General features: G+C 62.9%; 12 protein-coding genes and 2 pseudogenes. 9 read left to right on the forward strand and 5 right to left on the reverse strand.

Features of this window, described 5'->3' with window-relative positions; translation table 11 throughout:
* The 9 genes and pseudogenes from kdpA to BLX42_RS00495 form a co-directional block, all read left to right on the forward strand.
* Positions 1-1,664 (forward strand): potassium-transporting ATPase subunit KdpA (gene kdpA, locus BLX42_RS00460; RefSeq protein WP_161870927.1); only part of this gene is annotated, 1,664 nt, incomplete at its 5' end.
* 10 nt (positions 1,665-1,674) lie between these two features.
* Positions 1,675-3,729, forward strand: a complete 2,055-nt coding sequence (kdpB, locus tag BLX42_RS00465) for a potassium-transporting ATPase subunit KdpB (protein ID WP_046785231.1) — start codon at positions 1,675-1,677, stop codon at positions 3,727-3,729.
* Between the two features lie 10 nt (positions 3,730-3,739).
* A complete protein-coding gene (gene kdpC, locus BLX42_RS00470) occupies positions 3,740-4,291 on the forward strand; it encodes a potassium-transporting ATPase subunit KdpC (RefSeq protein WP_046785230.1) in 552 nt (183 codons plus the stop codon).
* Positions 4,292-4,337: 46 nt separating this feature from the next.
* Positions 4,338-6,992, forward strand: coding sequence for a sensor histidine kinase KdpD (locus BLX42_RS00475; RefSeq protein WP_161870928.1), 2,655 nt, complete (start codon positions 4,338-4,340; stop codon positions 6,990-6,992).
* Positions 6,989-7,684: a response regulator gene (locus tag BLX42_RS00480; protein ID WP_115274294.1), complete on the forward strand. Its 696-nt coding sequence runs from the start codon at positions 6,989-6,991 to the stop codon at positions 7,682-7,684. The genes BLX42_RS00475 and BLX42_RS00480 overlap by 4 nt, the downstream gene beginning before the upstream one ends.
* Positions 7,685-8,092: 408 nt before the next feature.
* The gene (locus BLX42_RS00485; protein ID WP_256345757.1) at positions 8,093-9,865 is read left to right on the forward strand and encodes a GGDEF and EAL domain-containing protein; all 1,773 of its coding nucleotides are present in this window, start codon (positions 8,093-8,095) and stop codon (positions 9,863-9,865) included.
* Positions 9,866-9,903: 38 nt separating this feature from the next.
* Positions 9,904-10,665 (forward strand): annotated as a pseudogene (locus BLX42_RS27120) (PAS domain-containing protein); the annotation flags it as partial.
* A 102-nt stretch (positions 10,666-10,767) separates the two neighbouring features.
* Positions 10,768-11,202, forward strand: a pseudogene (locus BLX42_RS27125) (methyl-accepting chemotaxis protein); the annotation flags it as partial.
* Positions 11,203-11,336: 134 nt separating this feature from the next.
* Positions 11,337-12,689 carry an MFS transporter gene (locus BLX42_RS00495; RefSeq protein WP_115274297.1) on the forward strand — a complete coding sequence of 451 codons (1,353 nt, stop codon included), beginning with the start codon at positions 11,337-11,339 and terminating at the stop codon, positions 12,687-12,689.
* Between the two features lie 104 nt (positions 12,690-12,793).
* On the opposite strand, the gene BLX42_RS00500 is transcribed toward BLX42_RS00495, so the two are convergent.
* The 5 genes from BLX42_RS00500 to BLX42_RS00520 all read right to left on the reverse strand — a co-directional run bounded on the left by BLX42_RS00500 (position 12,794) and on the right by BLX42_RS00520 (position 19,806).
* The gene (locus BLX42_RS00500; RefSeq protein ID WP_161870931.1) at positions 12,794-15,271 is read right to left on the reverse strand and encodes a TonB-dependent siderophore receptor; all 2,478 of its coding nucleotides are present in this window, start codon (positions 15,269-15,271) and stop codon (positions 12,794-12,796) included.
* Between the two features lie 88 nt (positions 15,272-15,359).
* Positions 15,360-16,322: a FecR domain-containing protein gene (locus BLX42_RS00505; protein ID WP_115274299.1), complete on the reverse strand. Its 963-nt coding sequence runs from the start codon at positions 16,320-16,322 to the stop codon at positions 15,360-15,362.
* Positions 16,319-16,834 carry a sigma-70 family RNA polymerase sigma factor gene (locus tag BLX42_RS00510; RefSeq protein ID WP_161870932.1) on the reverse strand — a complete coding sequence of 172 codons (516 nt, stop codon included), beginning with the start codon at positions 16,832-16,834 and terminating at the stop codon, positions 16,319-16,321. The genes BLX42_RS00505 and BLX42_RS00510 overlap by 4 nt, the downstream gene beginning before the upstream one ends.
* A gap of 340 nt (positions 16,835-17,174) precedes the next feature.
* Positions 17,175-18,785, reverse strand: coding sequence for an ABC transporter ATP-binding protein (locus BLX42_RS00515; protein ID WP_115274302.1), 1,611 nt, complete (start codon positions 18,783-18,785; stop codon positions 17,175-17,177).
* 1 nt (position 18,786) lies between these two features.
* Positions 18,787-19,806, reverse strand: a complete 1,020-nt coding sequence (locus BLX42_RS00520; RefSeq protein ID WP_046785219.1) for an ABC transporter permease — start codon at positions 19,804-19,806, stop codon at positions 18,787-18,789.

The following is a 19,806-nucleotide window of genomic DNA, read 5'->3' on the forward strand; positions in this document are numbered from 1 at the left end:
CGTTTTTCGCCATCGTGCTGCTGCCGGCACCCTGGCTCGGGCGCTTCTACTTCAACGTCATGGAGGGCCAGCGGACTTGGCTGACGCCGCTACTTGGGCCGGTGGAGCGGGGCTGCTATCGGCTGGCCGGCGTGCGCGCCGATCAGGAACAGAACTGGAAGCAGTACGCCCTGGCGCTGCTGGCGTTCAACCTGGCCGGTTTCGTGCTGCTCTTCAGCGTACTTTTACTGCAAGGTTACCTGCCGCTCAACCCGCAACACCTGCCCGGCCAGGAATGGTCGCTGGCTTTCAACACTGCGGTGAGCTTTGTCACCAACACCAACTGGCAGGCTTACAGCGGTGAAGCCTCGGTCAGTTACCTGAGCCAGATGCTCGGCCTGACCGTGCAGAACTTCGTAAGCGCCGCTACCGGGCTGGCCGTGCTGGTCGCCTTGTGCCGCGGCATCTCCCGGCGCTCGACCAGCAGTATTGGCAACTTCTGGGTCGACATGACCCGTGCCACCCTTTACGGCCTGTTGCCGTTGTGCCTGGTGCTCGCGCTGCTGCTGGTCTGGCAGGGTGTGCCGCAGACCTTCGCCGACTACGCCCACGCTGTGACCCTGCAAGGTGCTGACCAGACGATTCCGCTCGGCCCTGCCGCCAGCCAGATCGCCATCAAGCAATTGGGGACCAACGGCGGCGGCTTCTTCGGCGTCAACTCGTCACACCCGTTCGAGAACCCAACGGCCTGGAGCAACCTGTTCGAGGTGGCTTCGATCATCCTGATCCCGGCCGCCCTGGTCTTCACCTTCGGCCATTACGTCAAGGACCTGCGCCAAAGCCGCGCGATTCTGGCCTGCATGCTGGGCCTGTTCCTGATTGGCGGCGCGACCGCGCTGTGGTCGGAGCACCAGCCCAACCCGGCGCTGGACAGCGCGCAGGTTCAGCAGAGCGCACCCCTGGAGGGCAAGGAAAGCCGCTTCGGCACGACCGGCTCGGTGTTGTGGACGGTAACCACCACCGCAGCGTCCAACGGGTCGGTCAACGCCATGCACGACAGCCTCAACCCGCTTACCGGCATGGTCGCCATGGTCAACATGATGGTCGGCGAGGTGATTTTCGGCGGCGTTGGCGCGGGGCTCTACGGCATGTTGCTGTTCGTGCTGATCGCGGTGTTCCTGGCAGGCTTGATGATCGGCCGCACCCCGGAATACCTCGGCAAGAAACTGCAGGCCCGGGAAGTGCAACTGTTGGTGGCAACCTTGCTGGTGATGCCGGTCGGCGTGCTGGTGCTTGGTGCCATTGCCGCCAGCCTGCCGGGCCCTGCCGGCGCGGTCAGCAATCCGGGTGCACATGGTTTCAGCCAGTTGCTGTACGCCTACACCTCGGGCGCCGCGAACAACGGCTCGGCGTTCGCCGGGTTCGGCGCCAACACCGTGTTCCACAACGTGATGATCGGCCTGGCCATGCTCATCGGCCGCTTTGGCTACATCCTGCCGATCCTGGCCTTGGCCGGCAGCCTGGCAGCGAAAAAAAGCGCGCCGCAAGGGCTGAACAGCTTCCCTACCCACGGCCCGCTGTTCACCGGCCTGCTGCTTGTGACCATCCTGCTGGTGGGCGGCCTGACCTTCCTGCCGGCCCTGGCCCTTGGGCCAATCGCTGAACACCTGAGCCTGGGTTTCTGAGGAACCGACCATGAACATGCCCATTCCTGAAGTGAACGCCCGGCACAGCGCCAAGGACCAGACCCGCTTCGCCGCGCTGTGGCGCCCGGCGCTGGTGCAAGCATTCGTCAAGCTTGACCCGCGTCAGCTCAAGCGCTCGCCGGTCATGCTGGTGGTCGCGCTGACCGCCGTCCTGACCACCGTGCTGTGCTTTGCCCCCGGCACTAACGTGAGCACCGGCGTTGCCGTGCAGATCGCGGTGTGGCTGTGGTTCACCGTGCTGTTCGCCAACTTTGCCGAAGCCCTGGCAGAGGGCCGCGGCAAGGCCCGCGCCGACAGCCTCAAGGCCGGCAGCCAAGGGCTGACCGCAGAGCGACGCATGCGCGACGGCACATTCGAGACCGTTGCCGCTGCGCAGTTGCGCAAGGACGACGTAGTCCGTGTCGTGGCCGGTGAGATGATCCCGGGTGACGGCGAGGTGCTCGAGGGCATCGCTGCGGTCAACGAAGCGGCCATCACCGGTGAGTCTGCGCCGGTGATTCGCGAATCCGGCGGTGACCGCTCGGCCGTCACTGGCAATACCCGGTTGGTTTCCGACTGGCTGCTCATTCGCATCACCAGCAACCCTGGCGAGTCGACCCTGGACCGCATGATCGCCCTGGTCGAAGGCGCCAAGCGACAGAAGACGCCCAACGAAATCGCGCTGGACATTCTGCTGATCGGCCTGACGTTGATCTTCCTGATCGTAGTGGTCACGCTGCAGCCATTCGCCCACTTCGCCGGCGGCAGTCTGCCACTGATTTTCCTGGCTGCACTGCTGGTGACGCTGATCCCGACCACCATTGGTGGCCTGCTCTCGGCCATCGGCATCGCTGGCATGGATCGCCTGGTGCGCCTTAACGTGATCGCCCGCTCGGGCCGTGCCGTGGAGGCGGCCGGTGACGTGCACACGCTGATGCTCGACAAGACCGGCACCATCACCTTTGGCAACCGCCGTTGCAGCGCCCTGCATGCAGCCACCGGGGTGACCGCCAAGGAGCTGGGCGAGGGCGCCTTGCTCGCGTCGCTGGCCGATGACACGGCCGAAGGCAAGTCGATCGTCGAGTACCTGCGCCAGCTGCATGACTTCGTCGAACCGGGCGTGGGGCAGTTCGACGCCATTGCCTTCAGTGCCGAGACACGCCTGTCGGGCATCGATTTCCAGCAGCATCGCTACCGCAAGGGCGCCGTTGATGCAGTCCTCGCCTTCGTCGGCATGCAGCGCCTGGAAATGCCCCTGGCGCTGGCCCGCGAAGTTGAACGCATCGCCCAGAGTGGTGGTACGCCGCTGCTGGTGTGCGTGGACAAGCGCCTGCTCGGTGTGATCCACCTCAAGGATGTCGTCAAGCCTGGCATCCGCGAACGCTTCGCCGAGCTGCGCAAGCTGGGTATCCGCACGGTGATGGTGACCGGCGACAACCCGCTGACGGCCGCGGCCATCGCCGCCGAGGCCGGTGTTGATGACGTGCTGGCCGAAGCTACGCCGGAGAAGAAGCTGGCGCGCATCCGCCAGGAGCAGAACGATGGCCGCCTGGTGGCCATGTGCGGCGACGGTGCCAACGACGCCCCGGCCCTGGCCCAGGCTGACGTGGGCATGGCCATGAACGACGGCACCCAGGCCGCGCGCGAAGCCGCCAACATGGTCGATCTGGACAGCGACCCGACCAAGCTGCTGGACGTGGTCCAGGTCGGCAAGGAGCTGCTGGTGACCCGTGGTGCGCTGACCACGTTTTCCATCGCCAACGACGTGGCCAAGTACTTTGCCATCCTGCCGGCGTTGTTCGCCGCCATTTACCCGCAACTGGGCGTGCTCAACCTGATGCAGCTGGCCAGCCCGCAGAGTGCGATCCTCTCGGCCATCGTGTTCAACGCGCTGATCATCATCGTACTGATCCCCCTGGCGCTGCGCGGCGTGCGTGTGCAGGCGGCCAGTGCTGCCCATCTGCTGCGGCGCAACCTGCTGATCTACGGCCTGGGCGGCATCATCGTGCCATTTGCCGGGATCAAGCTGATCGACCTGTTGCTCAACGCTTTGCACCTGGTCTGAGGAGGCCACCATGAACACATATGTACGCCCGGCGTTGAGCCTGATCCTGTTGTTGGCGGTGGTCACCGGCGCGCTGTATCCGCTGGCGGTGACCGGTGTTGCCCAAGTGGTTTTTCCGGAACAGGCCAATGGCAGCCTGGTCCGCGATGAGCAGGGCCAGGTGCGCGGCTCGGCACTGATCGCCCAGGATTTTCAGGGGGATGGCTGGTTTCATTCGCGGCCTTCGGCGGGGGCTTATGCCACCGTGGCCAGCAGTGCCAGCAACCTGTCGCCAAGCAACCCGGCGCTGGCTGAACGGGTAGCGGGCGATGCCGCGAAGCTGTATCAGGCAGGGCAGGGGCCGGTGCCCCAAGCCTTGCTGACCACCTCGGGCAGTGGCCTGGACCCGCATTTGCCACCGCAGGCCGTGGCCTACCAGATTCCGCGGGTGGCGGCGGCGCGCCAGATACCGGTAGAGCGCTTGCAAGCCCTGCTGGAAGAGGCCACCCTCCACCCATTGATCGGGCCGCCTGTGGTCAACGTTCTGGCACTTAACCAGGCCTTGAGCAAATTGGCGCGATGAAGCAGGCCCGGACAATGCCGATCGTGGCACCACTGAAGGATGAAGCATGAGTGACGCAGCCCGCGCAGACGCGCTGTTGGCCAACCTGCCGCGCGAAGGCCGTGGCAGGCTCAAGGTATTTCTCGGTGCAGCCCCTGGCGTAGGCAAGACCTACGCCATGCTCCAGGCCGCCCACGCCCAACAGCGCCAGGGCGTGCAGGTACTGGCAGGCGTAGTCGAAACCCACGGTCGTGCCGAAACCGAATCACTCCTCTCAGGCCTCGCCCAGTATCCTCTGCTACGCAGCGAATACCGGGGTGTCACCCTGGAGGAAATGGACCTCGACGGCCTGCTGAAGGCCGCCCCCGGCCTGGCCTTGGTCGATGAGCTGGCCCACAGCAACGCCCCGGGCAGCCGCCACGCCAAACGCTGGCAAGACGTTCAGGAACTGCTGGCCGCCGGGATCGATGTGTACACCACGGTCAACGTCCAGCACCTGGAAAGCCTCAACGACAAGGTGCGCGACATCACTGGCGTGCACGTGCGTGAAACGCTGCCGGACTGGGTGCTGCAGGAGTCTTTCGAGCTGGTGCTGATCGACCTGCCGCCACGCGAGCTGCTCGAACGTCTGCGTGAGGGCAAAGTCTATGTGCCCGAGCAGGCTCGGGCTGCGATCGATGCCTATTTTTCCCAGACCAACCTCACCGCGTTGCGTGAGCTGGCCATGCAGGCCGCCGCCGCGCAGGTCGATGCCGACCTGGCCCACGGCTACCGTCAGCGTGGGCAAGAGGCGCCGGCCCTGCGCGGGCGTCTGCTGGTGGGTGTCGATGGTGACGATCAGGCCGAACGCCTGGTGCGCCATGCCAGCCGGGTTGCGCAGCGTCGGCATTTGCCCTGGAGCCTGGTGCATGTGGACAACGGGCGGCTGCGCGACGAAACCGCACGGCAGCGTTTGCAGGCGGCTCAACAACTGGCTGAGCGCCTGGGCGGGGAAGTGGTGCTGCTGCGCGCAGGCGAGGTGGCACGCACGCTGATCCAGCATGCCGGCGAGCGCCGAGCCAGCCTGGTGCTGGTAGGTCAGTCGCGGGACCGCCTGCGTCGTCGACTGTTCGGCGCAGGCGTGGCTGCGCGGTTGCTGCGCGAAAGCCACGGGCTTGAGATCAACGTGCTTGACCGCGATGCCCAGCCGGCACCGACAAGTTCGGCCGCGCGGCGGGTGTGGGTATGGCGCCACTATCTGTTGGCACTGGCCGCGACCGTGCTGGCGACGGGGTTGTCCTGGGTGGTGTCGAGCGTGTTGGCGCTGCCCAATATTTCGCTGGTGTTCCTTGCCGCCGTACTTCTGGTTGCGGTGCGCAGCAGCCTGGGCCCGGCCTTGGCCTGTGCTGCCTTGTCATTCCTGACCTACGACTTCCTGTTCATCCCGCCGAATTTTTCCTTCAGCATCCAGCGCGAAGAAGACGTGCTGACGCTGGTGTTCTTCCTGTTCATGGCTGCGCTTACCGGCAACCTCGCTGCGCGTCAGCGCCGGCAGTTGCAGGCCCTTCGCGAAACCCAGGCGCAAACCAACCAGCTGCTTGACCTGTCGCGACGGCTTACGGTCGCCACCGACCGGCAAGCCGTATTCAACGCCGCCGGCCAGCACCTCAATGGCTGGCAGGACGTGCACGTGTGCCTGCTCGAACGCAATCCCGAAGGGCAGTTGCAAGTGGCCAGCGGCCAGGCCCAGGCCCTGAGCGACAACGAACGCGCCGCCGCCGAATGGGCCTGGCAACATGGGCAGGCCGCCGGCCATGGCAGCGACACCCTGCCTGATGGCCGATGGTGGTGGTGGCCGTTGACCGTCGACGATCATCCCTTGGCCATGCTCGGTGTCCGCCCCCAGTCCGGCGAACCTCTCAGTGCCCAGCGGCGCCGGCTGCTCATGGCGCTTGGTCAACCGCTGGCCCAGGCCCTCGCCCGGGCTCGCCTGGCCGAACAACTGGAAGCCGCCCGTCTGCACGGCGAGACCGAGCAGTTGCGCAGCGCGTTGCTGGCCTCTGTCTCCCACGACTTGCGTACTCCGCTGACCGCCATGCGTGGCAGTATCGACAGCCTGCTGGCGCTGGGCGAAGCCATTCCCACCGAAGACCGCCGCGAACTGTTGGAGGGTACCCGCAACGAAGCCGAACGCCTTGACCGCTATATCCAGAACCTGCTCGACATGACCCGTCTGGGCCACGGCGGCCTCAAGCTGGCCCGCGACTGGGTCGCTCCGGCCGATATCGTCGGCAGTGCCCTGAACCGCCTACGCGTGGTGCTCGCGCCCCTGCGGGTGCACACCGAGGTGCCCGCCGAGTTGCCGTTGCTGTTCGTGCACGCCGCGCTGATCGAGCAGGCGCTGATCAACGTGCTGGAAAACGCAGCGCGCTTTTCGCCCGCCCAGGGCCGCCTCGAACTGCAGGTGTCGGTGCACGACGAGCAATTGCGGTTCGCGGTCAGCGACCAAGGGCCTGGCATCCCCGTGCCTGAACGCGAGAAAATCTTCGACATGTTCTACACCGCGGCCCGCGGCGACCGAGGCGGGCAGGGCACCGGCCTGGGCCTGGCGATCTGCCAGGGCATGATCGGCGCCCATGGTGGGCAGATCCTGGTCAGCGAAGGCATCGATGGCCATGGCACCTGCATCACTTTATGCTTGCCGCTGCCCCCACAACCCGAAGCCGAAAGCGAAACCCCATGAGCCAGTCCGCCACCCTCCTGGTCATCGACGATGAACCGCAGATCCGCAAGTTCCTGCGCATCAGCTTGGCCTCTCAGGGCTACAAGGTGATCGAGGCGGCCACCGGTAGCGAAGGGCTGGCTCAGGCTGCCTTGGCCAAGCCTGACCTGGTGGTGCTTGACCTCGGCTTGCCTGACATGGACGGGCAGCAGGTGCTGCGCGAGTTGCGCGAGTGGAGTGCAGTGCCGGTAATGGTGCTGTCGGTGCGCGCCAGTGAAGTGCAGAAGGTCGATGCGCTGGATAGCGGGGCCAATGACTATGTGACCAAGCCGTTCGGCATCCAGGAGTTTCTGGCCAGGGTGCGCGCGCTGTTGCGCCAGGTGCCGCAAGCGGGCGGGAGCGAGGTGACGGCGAGCTTCGGGCCTTTGACTGTGGACTTCGCGTTTCGCAAGGTGACGCTTGAGGGCGCTGAGGTGGCGCTGACCCGCAAGGAATATGCGTTGCTGGCGCAACTTGCCGGGCACCCGGGGCGGGTGATTACCCAGCAGCAGTTGCTCAAGGATATCTGGGGCCCGACGCACGTGGAGAACACCCATTATCTGCGGATTGTAGTGGGGCATTTGCGGCAGAAGCTGGGGGATGATCCAACCGCACCGCGGTTCATCATTACCGAGGCCGGGGTGGGGTACAGGCTGGTTGCGCCTTCCTGCTAGGGCCATTGCCGGTCAAGCTGCACCTTCGTTGTTGCGCACCATGAAAATTCCTCCATTGCTCCATCTCCTCTGAAGCGTCGCAGCCATCAGCCAACTGAGCGTTTTAGCTCAGCAACATCGCCCCCATTTACGCTTCCGTGTCAGGCGTTGCCTTAGGGCAACGCCGGTCTTTTCTTTGTACGTCAATTTTATTTTGTACAGGTATACAGCCGGGAATTTGCCGTATTCACGGCGAATAAGTCTTTGCTAAGAATAAAAAATTGTACAACGCTCTGGATTTGTACAGGTTTTGTCGGTACTGTTGATTTCCTCGCAGGAGCGCGGAACGTTCAAAGGAGTGATGAAGTCTCAGTAATGGCCCATAGCCATAACCTTGTTGCCATTCCGATAGGGGCAGGTGAAATGAACATGAATGTCGCCCCTATGCCGTCCAATGAAGAGCAGCGCTTGGCTGCGGTCGCTGAGTGGTGTGTTGCGCACCAGGACTGCAGCACCGAGCTGCGCACACTGGTCGAATGGGCCGGCCGTTACTTCAATGCGCCGATGTGCCTGATCTCGATCGTCAGCGAGCGCCAGCAGTGGTTCATGGCCAAGACCGCATTGGAGGCCGACAGCACGCCGCGGGATGTGGCGTTCTGTGCCCATACCATTCTTCAGGCGCAGCCGCTGGAAGTACTGGATGCGACGCTGGACCCGCGCTTTGCCGAAAACCCGCTGGTCACCGGTGCGCCCGGCATTCGCTACTATTGCGGCGCTCCGCTGTTGGTGGACAAGCAGGTCGCGATTGGCAGTTTCTGCATCATCGATACGGCCCCGCGTGAGGCCATGGATGATGCTCAGCGCGGGATGTTGCAGGCGTTCGCAGACATGGCAGTGCAGATCATTGCCGGTATACGCCGGCGAAATTTCTACGACCAGCCGACCGGGCTGTTCAATCGGGTAAAACTTGAATGCGACGTGCAGACGCGCCTTGAACGCCATGATGCCCTGACCGTGGTGGTGTTCGACATCATGCCGGCGCAGGTGCTTACGCACATGATCAAGGTGTTGGGCTACAACTTCGCCCACGACCTGACCCTTCAGGTGAAAGACCTGATCGTCAGCCAGCTTGACCCGGAACTTGCGTTGTACAAGATCAGCCCCACCCGGTTTGCCGTCATCGTGCATCAGCACCCTCTGGCAATGTGCGCGCGGGTAATCGGTGTGCTGAGCGACCCTGTGCAGTGTCATCAGATTCCCGTGCTCCTGGACGCCGCGGTCGGTATTTCGCCAGTCACCCGCTGCGACGACGATGGCAGCCTTGACTGGTTGCGCCGTGCGGTCGGCGCCGCTGACGCAGCCCGTGGCAACCCTGGCCGCTGCGCGCACTATCAGCCGGAGGTGGACGCAGCGCAGCGCAGGGCATTCTCCCTGTTGACCTCACTGGGGGCGGCGCTGCAGAGCGATGACGAGCTCAGCCTGCACCTGCAGCCGCGAGTCGAACTGCAAGGCCATACCTGCAACAGCGCTGAAGCGCTGTTGCGCTGGCGTCATCCGCAATTGGGGGATATTTCCCCTGCCGAGTTCATCGCCCTGGCCGAGAAAACCGCGCTGATAGCGTCGATCAGTCTGTGGGTGATGCGCGCGGTGTTGAACATCCTGCAACACGCTCAGGCGCCAGACTTGCGCATCAGCATGAATGTCACCGCGCGCGACCTGGAGAGCGCGGCATTCATGGACACCTTGCTTGCCGAGCTCCAGCACAGGGCCATCGCGCCGTGGCGCCTGCAACTGGAGTTCACCGAAAGCGTGCTTATCGAGCATCCCGAAGAAGTACGGCGGCAATTGCTGCGTGCACGTCAGGCCGGGATCGACATCGCCATCGATGACTTTGGTACCGGTTATAGCAACTGGGCCTACCTCAGCCGCATTCCTGCCACGTTCGTGAAACTGGACCGCTCGTTGATCCAGAAGGCCACGCACAGTGCCAAGGACCTCCTCTTGGTGCAGTCGCTGGTGGGGTTGGCTAACCAGCTCGGTTACCAGGTGGTGGCCGAAGGCATCGAAACCGCCGAACAGCTTACCTGTGCCAAGGCCTGGGGTTGTGCTCAGGCCCAGGGCTATTACCTGGCCAGACCCATGCCGCTGGCCGCCTTCCAGACGTGGTACTGCAACAACCGGCTCCGCAGGTCGCAGTCCTGATTTGACTCATTCGTCGCTTATCCTCAGCAGGTGCCTGCATGTTCAACCGGCAATTGAAAAACACGCTCGCCGAGCGTGAACGCGAACTGGAAAGCCTTCGGCAATGCCTGGAGCAGATAGAGCAGGCCGGTTTTTTTCTGCGGCTCGACGGCGATTGGCGGATCCTCGACTGCAACGTCGCCAGCGCTGCTGCGTTCGGCGTCACTGTGGATGCCTTGGCCGGCACCTCTTTGGGACAGTGGCTGCCCGCCCAGACCGTGCGCGGGCTGGCCAGCGCGCTTGCCAATGGTGCGCCGCTGCACGATGACATGAACCTGAACACGGTCAATGGCAAGTCGGCATGGTGGCGCCTGGGCTGGTATCCGCGGCTGGATGCACAAGGGCGGGTATGCGAGGTGCGCGCATACGGGCGCGACGTGTCGAAAGAGGTCGGGCTGGCTCGGGAGAACCAGGCGCTGCTCGACGCGCTGTTGCGCTCCAGCGCGGTCATCCAGTTCGATCTGGCAGGGCATGTGCTGGCCGCCAATGACACCTTCCTGGCGGGCATGGGATACCGGCTCGATGAAGTGGTGGGTAAGCATCACCGGATGTTTTGCTGTGCAGAAGATACCGCCAGCCCGGCATATGCCGAATTCTGGCGAACGCTCAATACCGGCCGCTACGTCACCGGCCGCTTCCGCCGCCAGGACCGGCACGGGCACGAAGTGTGGCTGGAAGCGAGTTACAACCCGGTGAACGATGCCCAGGGGAAACTGGTGCGGGTGGTCAAGTTCGCCTCGGTGGTTACCGCACAGGTCCAGCGTGAAGAGGCCATCAAACAGGCCGCGCAGATGGCGCTTGAGGTGTCGCGCAATACCGTGGGCGGAGCGTCGCAGGGCGCGGCGGTGGTGCAGCAGGTGGAGCAGACCATGCAGGGTATGACCCGGCAACTGCAATCGGCCGGCACGACGATCACTGCACTGGGGGAGCAATCGGTGTTGATCAGTTCGATCGTTCAGACCATCGGCGGCATCGCTGCGCAAACCAACCTGCTCGCGCTCAATGCAGCCATCGAAGCGGCCCGCGCCGGCGAGCAGGGCAGGGGGTTTGCCGTGGTTGCCGACGAAGTGCGAAAGCTGGCGGCGCGCACCAGCACGGCTACCGATGAGATCGTCTCGGTGGTGGCACATAACCAGACGCTCGCCAGCCAGGCCGTTGGCGAGATAGAAACCAGCCGGGATCACGCCACGCAGAGCCTGCAGCTTGCTTCGCAGGCAGGTGAGGCGATTGGCGTGATCTTGCAGGGCGCGACGGGTGTGGTGAACGCTGTAGAGCGAGTGAGTCAGGATTTGCGTTGAACCGGGCCAGCGTACTGCTCACCGGGCATCGCTCGATATCAGCGCGGTCAATGGTGGCAGACGATGCGCAGTTCCCCCTCTAGATTCGTGTGGCGTGCTGGAAGCCCCGAACAACAATAACGAGGGACCTGACTATGCCGACCGCCATCCAAGCGAACAACGCCTGGCGCATCCTGTTCTTGCTGTTCCTTGCCAACCTGTTCAATTTCTTCGACCGCACCATACCCGCCATCATCATCGAACCGATTCGCCTGGAGTGGCACCTGAGCGACTTCCAGATCGGCCTGATCGGCACTGCCTTCACCCTGGTCTATGCCATCGCTGGCCTGCCGTTGGCACGGCTGGCCGACACCGGCTCGCGCAGCCGGCTTATGGGCTGGGGCCTGATGGCATGGAGCGGGCTGACGGCAGTCAACGGCATGGTCGGCAGCTTCTGGAGCTTTCTGCTGGTGCGCATGGGGGTGGGCATCGGTGAGGCCAGCTATGCGCCTGCCGCCAATTCGCTGATCGGAGACCTGTTCCCTGCCGAGCGGCGGGCAAGGGCGATGGGTATCTTCATGCTTGGCCTGCCGCTGGGCCTGTTGCTGGCCTTCTTCACCATCGGCGCCATGGTGCAGGCCTTCGGCAGCTGGCGCGCACCGTTCTTCATCGCCGCTGTGCCGGGTGTGGTGCTGGCACTGTTCCTGTTCCTGATCCGCGAACCCGCACGCGGTGCGGCAGAAACCGTAGCCGTCTCCCAGGCTCCACTGGACCGGCCGCTGCGCCGCGTACTTCACGTACCTACCTTCGCCTGGCTGGTGCTCGCCGGCCTTACGTTCAATTTTGCTTCGTACGCCTGCAACTCGTTCATGGTGCCCATGCTGCAGCGGTACTTCGAGCTGCAACTGCAACAAGCCGCAGTGGCCACCGGGGTCATAGTCGGTGTGACCGGCCTGGTAGGCCTGACCCTTGGTGGCTGGGTGGCCGACAAGGTGCATCAGCGCTTTGCCAACGGCCGGCTGATGTTCGCCGTGCTGAGCATGCTGGTCGCCACGCTTGCCACCGCTTGGGCGCTGCACGCCGGGCGGATCGAGCTGGGCCTGTTCGTGGCGTTGTTCGGCGTGGGCTGGCTGTTCTCGTACAACTTCTACACCTGCGTGTACACCGCCATCCAGGACGTGGTGCAGCCCCGCCTGCGCGCCACGGCCATGGCGCTGTATTTCGCCGGGCTGTATCTGCTTGGCGGTGGATTGGGGCCGGTGGTCGTGGGCGGGCTTTCGGACCATTTCGCCGTCGCTGCCATGGACGCAGCGGGGGAGGTGGTGATGAGCGAGGCGTTCAAGGCCCAGGGGTTGCACGACGCGATGTACCTGATACCGGTGGCACTGATGTTGACCATGGTGTTTCTGCTGGCCGCGTCGCGGTGTTTCAGCCGCGATGCGCAGCGCATGCGGGAGGGGATGGTGGCTGACAGCGAAGCACTGGAGGGCCGCGCTGTCCAAGCCTGAGTAACATTGGCCGCGATTGGTTTCTGAGGGTGGCCAACGCTCAGACGTGGCGCCACGTCTGAGCGGCAAGGCCGTTCCGAAAGGCTGTCATGACAGCGTCAGCATCAGAAACTGGCTTTGACCGATACCATGAAGTTGCGTGGCTCACCGTAATAGTTGCCGAAGGTTTCGGTGCCGATGCTGGCGTAGTAGCGCTTGTCGAACAGGTTGTTACCGTTGAGCGCTACCGACCAGGTGTCATCGATGCGATAACCGATACGCCCATTCCAGATCGCATAGCCTGCCTGGTCGATTTTTTCGCCACTGGCGGGCGAGACGCGGAAGTTGTCGCTTTGCGCGTTGACCCCGGCACCGATAGACAACCGCTCTAACGCGCCGCTCAGGGTGTACTCGCCCCACAGGCGCAACACATGCCGAGGCACGTAGCTGTTGAACGCCGCACCGTTCAGGCTGCTGTCGATGTCGTCCAGGGTCTTGGTCTGGGTGTAGGTGTATCCCGCAAGCAGTTGCAGGCGCTCGATGATTTCCCCACTGAGCTGCGCCTCGAAACCTTGCGCACGTACCCTGCCGGCGTTGACGTAGCAGTAACCATCGGATGACGGGCATGACGAGTTGTAATCGGTCTGCGCCTGGTCTTTCTGAATAGTACGGAACAGGTTGAAGGCGCCGTTCAGTCGCCCCTCCAGCCAGGCCCCCTTGATCCCCAATTCATAGCTCTGGCCCACAAGCGGCTTGAGCGCGGAACCGTCTTCAGACCGGTAGTTGCCTTGCGGAGTGAAGATGTCCGAGTAACTGGCGTAAGCGGTAAGGTTTTCGTTCAAGTCCAGCAGTACCCCGGCGAAGGGCGTGACCTGCCCGGTTTCGCGGGTGCTGGAATGCTCCGACGTACCGGTGTTGATAAAGTCGGAGTCGGTCGTGGAGGTGTACCAGCTCACCCGGCCGCCAACCACCAGGGTCAGTGGGTCGGCCAGTTTCAAGCGCAGGGTCGAGTAGAGGCCTTTTTGTGTAGTCTTGGACTTCACCGGCCCGCCGCGAGATGAGTTGTCGATGAAGTAGCTGTCGTCGGGCTCAGGGATGAACTTGTCGGGGTTGAATACATTCTGGCGCTGCGGCAGAAAGGCCACTGAGTAGAAGTCGTCCTTGTTCGAACGGCTCGCATTCATGCCCAGCACCAGTTCATGTTGTTGGCCAAACGCATCGAAGGTGCCATCGACGTAGGCGTCCAGGCCGTAATCGACCTGGTCGTAGTCATACATGCTGCCCAGCATGCCAGTGGTATTGGTACCGGGCGTCACTGCACCTGAGGCAAACGCGTACTTGATGTCCTGGGTGTTCTTCGTATAGACGCTGGCAACCTTGAGTTTCCAGTCTTCGTTAAGCTGATGGGACACATCACTGAACACGGTGGTGCGCTGGCTGCGCCAGGTGTTCCATGAGGGGTCCAGGCAGGTTGAGCGGCTCAGCTTCAAGTCGCTGCGATCGCGGTAGCGCGGCAGGCCACCCCAGCATGGGTTGGCATCCACGTCTTCATAGGCAACGCCCAGCCCCAGGGTGGTGTCGGCATTCAGATCGAAGTCGAGCGCACCGTAATACACCTGATCTTTGCGGTTGGCGTCGTCCACGAAATAGTGGCGGCTCTGTTCGGCGATCACTGCCCGGCCGCGCAGAGTGCCGGATGCGTTCAGCGGGCCGCCGGTGTCCAGTTGCCCGCGGTAGTTGTCCCAACTGCCGCCGGACAGGGTGATGTCGGTATGCGCAGCTGCCAGGCCGCGCTTGCGCACGAAATTCACCCCGCCGGCAGTGCCGCCGGAGCCTTTCATCATGCCCGCTGCGCCGCGCAGCACTTCGACCCGGTCGTAGTACGCCATGTCGCTGCTGAAACTGTCGGCCTGGACATAGAGGTTGCCCATGTCCAGCGGCACACCGTCGTACTGATACTGGCCCGACATGCGGAACCCGCGTGAATAGAAGTATTTGCCACCCATGGTCGAGTCGTACACGGTAATGCCGGGCGTCTTCTCCATGACCTGGTCGATGGTGTACAGGTTCTGGTCGTCCATCATCTTGCGGGTCATTACCGTCACCGACTGTGGCGTCTCTTTGAGCGAGTGCTCACCTTTGCCTATGGTGACCGCGCCCGTGGTGTACGAGCCGCTGTTCTCTGTCGTGGCGCCCAGCACCTGGCCGGTGATGTTGGTTGCACCAAGTTCCATTGCCGAACCAGCGGAAGGCACTTCCCGCAGTACATAGGTGCCGTTGGACTGCGCCTGGGCTTGCAGGCCGCTGCCGGCCAGAATCCGGCTAAAGCCTTCAATGACACCGAAGGTACCTTTGAGCCCCGAGGAGCTAAAGCCGTCTGTTTGCCTGGCATCAAACGAAATCGCCGCCCCCGCCGCGCTGGCGAAGTGGCCAAGGACTTCGGTCAGGCTGCCACCAGGGATGTCGAACGACCGCACTGCGCTGTGCTGGGCCGCCACGGCTGCCTCGACCGTTGCTGTGGACCAGGCTCCGACAGTGGTTACTGCCAGCAGCGCGACTTTTACCGCGGTCGCCAGACGACCACGCTTGAATACCTCAGACATCCTAATCCCCCCCTGAAAATGATCGATGACACCCAATGGGGGATGAGCCGAACGATGCGTAAGAAAAGTGCAAAAAAGAATTTTTTAATTACTGAGGCGGGACGACAGGAGGCGACACATTGACCCAGAAACGGCTGTAACGCGTGACGCGTAATGAAAGCCCGCTTTCCAGCGCAGCCAACGCCAGGTCGGTGTCATCGATTGGGAACGCGCCAGAGACCCTCAGTTGCGCAATACGCGGATCACAGCGCAGCACGCCGGTGCGGTAGCGCGACAGGTCGGAAAGAAGTTCGACCAGGGGGCGATCAATGGCAATGATGCTGCCGTGTTGCCAGGCTCCCACCGTAGCGTCATTACGCCGTAGCTGCCCCACCGTGAGGTCGGTGAAGGCGATGGATTGCCCGGCCTCAACGCGCACTGTCAATGCGCTGCTGGACGCTCTGACTTCTACCGCTTTCTCCAGGACTGCCACCTCACCGCCCAGCGCTTGTGTGCGAACGATGAAGCGCGTGCCCAGCGCCCGGACCTCGCCATGTGTGGTGCTTACCTTGAATGGCCGCTGTGCTGGGTCGTTAGCGGTCGATACCAGAATTTCACCGCGAAGCAGTTCCAGCACCCGTTGCTGGCCGTCGTACTTGAGGTTTACAGAGGTGTCGGTGTTCAGCAGCAGTGAACTGCCATCGGCCAAACGAAAGGTACGGCGCTCACCCACTGCGGTGCGGTAATCGGCAAAAAGTTGTTGCGAGCTGTTGCTACGCCACCCCAGCCAGCCCAGCGAGGTGGCTGGCACCAATACCAGTACGCTGCGTAACAGTTGCCGGCGGGAACGTGCGGCACCGCGCAGGGCGGGTGCGGCCAGCGCACCCGGCACGCTTGCCATCTGCTCACCCACAGCGGTCATCCGCTGCCAGGCTTGGCGATTGACCGGGTCGGCAGCCAGCCAGTCGTTCCAGGCGCTGCGATCGGCGTCGGTGGCGATGCCAGACTGCAGCCGCGCGTACCAGCGGGCTGCTGCACTGATGGCCTGCAACTCGGCGGGCGAAAGGCTCATGCCAATTGCATCTGCATCAAACAGCAATGCTCCATTGCCTTTGCCATGTAGTTGTTGACGCTGCGCACGCTGATGTTCAGCTGCTCGGCAATTTGCGGGTAGGTCAGCCCGTCGAATTGCGACAGCATGAACACCTGCCTGACCTTCGGCCCCAGCCCTTGCAACAGGCGATCGATTTCTACCAGTGCCTGCAACATGATCGCCTGCTCTTCCAGCGACGGGTGCTGTGCTTGCGGCAAGGCTGCCAAGTTTTCCAGGTATGCCTGTTCCAGTGAGCGCCGACGAAACAGGTCGATCAGCAAGCCCTTGGCGATCCTCGACAAGTACGGGCGCGGCTCGCGAATGTCCAGTGCGCTGCGTGCCTTGATCACCCGCACGAACGTATCCTGCGTCAGGTCCGCGGCATCGAATGCGTTGCCCAGCCTCTTGCGTAGCCAGCCATTGAGCCAGCTGTGATGCTCGCAATACAGGTGATTGACGGCGCTACGCAGAGAGAGGTCGTTGGCGGGCATTTTGGATGGAATGGTTCGCGATTGGTAATGAATCTTATTGTCGTGCGTGGTGGGGGTGTTTGCAATAGCAAAGGTTTGCCCGAAGGCTACGCCTTTCGCGCCTTAGGCCCACGGGCGTTGTCGTAAATCATGACAAGCACGTGGGCCACCTTCCTGATTGCTTTGCCAGAGGCTTTTAGCTGGTAAAACAGCTCATCCAGGGATTCGAACTCATGCATCAAGGCTATTATCAGAGCCCAGACGGGCGATCTAGGCGGCAGCGAAACAGCCTGCTGCTCGGTGCTCTGGGTGCACAACCTCTGCCTTGATACGGGTAAAACTATCAGGCCCTGGAAGGCAGTCACCGTTCAGTGTCATGACGCAAAAACGCCGCCTCCAGCAGTTGCTGCGTATAAGCATGCTGGGGTGAATGGAAGATCTGCTGAGCCTCGCCTTGCTCCACAACATGCCCCTGCTTGATCACCATCAGTTGGTGACTCAACGCTTTGACCACGGCAAGGTCATGGCTGATGAACAGGTAGGTGAGGTTGTACTTGTGCTGCAAGTTGCGCAGCAATTCCACTACCTGCCGCTGCACCGTACGATCCAGCGCAGACGTCGGCTCATCCAGCAGAATCAACGCCGGCTTGAGCACCAGCGCCCGGGCGATGGCGATACGTTGACGTTGCCCACCCGAAAACTCATGCGGGTAGCGGTGGCGCGTGCGTGGGTCCAGGCCTACCTCTTCCAGCGCCGCGATAATTGCCGCTTCCTGTTCTGCGGCTGTACCAATCTTGTGAATCCGCAGCCCCTCACCAACGATATCCGCCACACACATACGTGGGCTGAGGCTACCAAAGGGGTCCTGAAACACCACTTGCATCTCACGTCGCAGTGGTCGCACTTGCTTCTGGTTCAAGCCTTCCAGCGCCTGGCCATGGAAGCGGATGCCCCCCTGGCTCGAAATCAGGCGCAAGATCGCCAGCCCCAGCGTCGACTTGCCAGATCCCGACTCACCCACGATCCCCAGTGTCTGCCCTTGCGGCAAGCTGAAGTTGATCCCGTCCACCGCCTTCACATGGTCAACCGTCTTGCGCAGCAAGCCTTTCTTGATCGGGAACCATACCTTCAGGTCGTTCACTTCCAGCAGCGGTGCGCCAACCGGATTATGTGCCGGCAAACCGCTGGGCTCGGCATTGATCAGCATCTGTGTGTAATGGTGCTGCGGCGCACTGAACAGCGTCGCGCAATCGGCCTGCTCGACAATCTGCCCACGCTGCATCACGCAAACACGGTGGGCAATGCGCCTTACCAGGTTCAGGTCATGGCTGATCAACAGCAATGCCATGCCCAACCGCGCCTGCAGTTCCTTGAGCAGCTCCAGAATCTTCAACTGCACGGTCACGTCGAGCGCAGTGGTGGGTTCATCGGCAATCAGCAACTCCGGCTCATTGGCCAGCGCCATGGCGATCATCACCCGCTGCCGCTGGCCACCGGACAGCTCGTGGGGCAGGGCCTTCAGGCGCTTGCGTGGCTCGGGAATGCCCACCAGCTCCAGCAACTCCAGCGTGCGCGCAGTGGCTTGCTTGCCGGTGAGGCCCTTGTGCAGCAGCAGGATTTCGTTGATCTGCTTCTCGATGCAGTGCAGCGGGTTCAGTGAGGTCATCGGCTCCTGGAAGATCATCGCGATGCGGTTGCCGCGAATCTTCTGCATGGCCTTCTCACCTTGCTGCAGCAGGTCCTTGCCTTCATAGCCGATGCTGCCGCTGGGATGGCGTGCAAGTGGATAGGGCAGCAGGCGCAGAATCGAGTGGGCGGTAACGGACTTGCCCGAACCGCTCTCGCCGACCAGCGCCAGGGTCTCACCCTTGCGGATGTCGAAGCTGATGCCATCGACCACACGGTTGACCTGTTCGCCGGTAACGAACTCCACCGCCAGGTCGCGCACTTCGATCAGGTTCTGTTCACTCATCTCACTTCCTCGGGTCGAAGGCATCGCGGGCGGATTCGCCGATGAATACCAGCAGGCTCAGCATGATCGCCAGTACGGCAAAGGCGCTGATGCCCAGCCATGGCGCCTGCAGGTTGGACTTGCCTTGGGCCACCAGTTCGCCCAGCGACGGCGCGCCCGGTGGCAGGCCGAAACCGAGGAAGTCCAGGGCGGTCAGGGTGCCGATGGCACCGGTGAGGATGAAGGGCATGAAGGTCATGGTCGAAATCATGGCGTTGGGCAGGATGTGCCGGTACATGATCGCGCCATTGCGCATCCCTAGGGCACGGGCGGCGCGCACGTACTCGAGGTTGCGCCCGCGCAGGAACTCGGCACGCACCACGTCGACCAGGCTCATCCACGAAAACAGCAGCATGATGCCCAGCAACCACCAGAAGTTGGGCTGCACGAAGCTTGCGAGGATGATCAGCAGGTACAGCACCGGCAAGCCGGACCAGATCTCCAGAAAGCGCTGGCCGGCAAGGTCCACCCAGCCACCGTAAAAGCCCTGCAGGGCACCGGCGATGACGCCGATGATGGAACTGAGGATGGTCAGGGTGAGGGCGAACAGCACCGAAATGCGGAAGCCGTAGATCACCCGCGCCAGCACATCGCGGCCCTGATCGTCGGTGCCCAGCAGGTTGTCCGCCGAGGGTGGCGCAGGGGCGGGTACGCGCAGGTCGTAATTGATGCTCTGGTAGCTGTACGGGATCGGGGCCCACAGCACGAAGCTGTCTTTTTTGGCCAGTAGCTCCCGGATATACGGGCTCTTGTAGTTGGCCTCCAGTGGGAACTCGCCGCCGAAGGTGGTTTCCGGGTAGCGCTTGAAGGCCGGGAAAAACCACTCGCCGTCGTAGCGCACGGCAATCGGTTTGTCGTTGGCGATCAGCTCGGCGCCCAGGCTCAGGCCGAACAGGATGAGGAACAGCCACAGCGACCACCAGCCGCGTCGGTTGGCCTTGAAGCGCTCGAAGCGCCGACGGTTGAGAGGGGACAAGGCCAT

Source organism: Pseudomonas sp. SG-MS2 (assembly GCF_009933855.1).
GTDB lineage: Bacteria > Pseudomonadota > Gammaproteobacteria > Pseudomonadales > Pseudomonadaceae > Aquipseudomonas > Aquipseudomonas putida_E.

Bases quoted from the DNA above. Each gene is read 5' to 3' on its own strand.
- BLX42_RS00480 (WP_115274294.1), top strand. From the start codon at position 6,989: ATGAGCCAGTCCGCCACCCTCCTGGTCATCGACGATGAACCGCAGATC.
- BLX42_RS00505 (WP_115274299.1), bottom strand. From the start codon at position 16,322: ATGAGCCTTTCGCCCGCCGAGTTGCAGGCCATCAGTGCAGCAGCCCGC.
- BLX42_RS00495 (WP_115274297.1), top strand. From the start codon at position 11,337: ATGCCGACCGCCATCCAAGCGAACAACGCCTGGCGCATCCTGTTCTTG.
- BLX42_RS00515 (WP_115274302.1), bottom strand. From the start codon at position 18,785: ATGAGTGAACAGAACCTGATCGAAGTGCGCGACCTGGCGGTGGAGTTC.
- BLX42_RS00510 (WP_161870932.1), bottom strand. From the start codon at position 16,834: ATGCCCGCCAACGACCTCTCTCTGCGTAGCGCCGTCAATCACCTGTAT.
- BLX42_RS00520 (WP_046785219.1), bottom strand. From the start codon at position 19,806: ATGGCCTTGTCCCCTCTCAACCGTCGGCGCTTCGAGCGCTTCAAGGCC.
- kdpB (WP_046785231.1), top strand. From the start codon at position 1,675: ATGAACATGCCCATTCCTGAAGTGAACGCCCGGCACAGCGCCAAGGAC.
- BLX42_RS00475 (WP_161870928.1), top strand. From the start codon at position 4,338: ATGAGTGACGCAGCCCGCGCAGACGCGCTGTTGGCCAACCTGCCGCGC.
- BLX42_RS00500 (WP_161870931.1), bottom strand. From the start codon at position 15,271: ATGTCTGAGGTATTCAAGCGTGGTCGTCTGGCGACCGCGGTAAAAGTC.
- BLX42_RS00485 (WP_256345757.1), top strand. From the start codon at position 8,093: ATGAATGTCGCCCCTATGCCGTCCAATGAAGAGCAGCGCTTGGCTGCG.
- kdpC (WP_046785230.1), top strand. From the start codon at position 3,740: ATGAACACATATGTACGCCCGGCGTTGAGCCTGATCCTGTTGTTGGCG.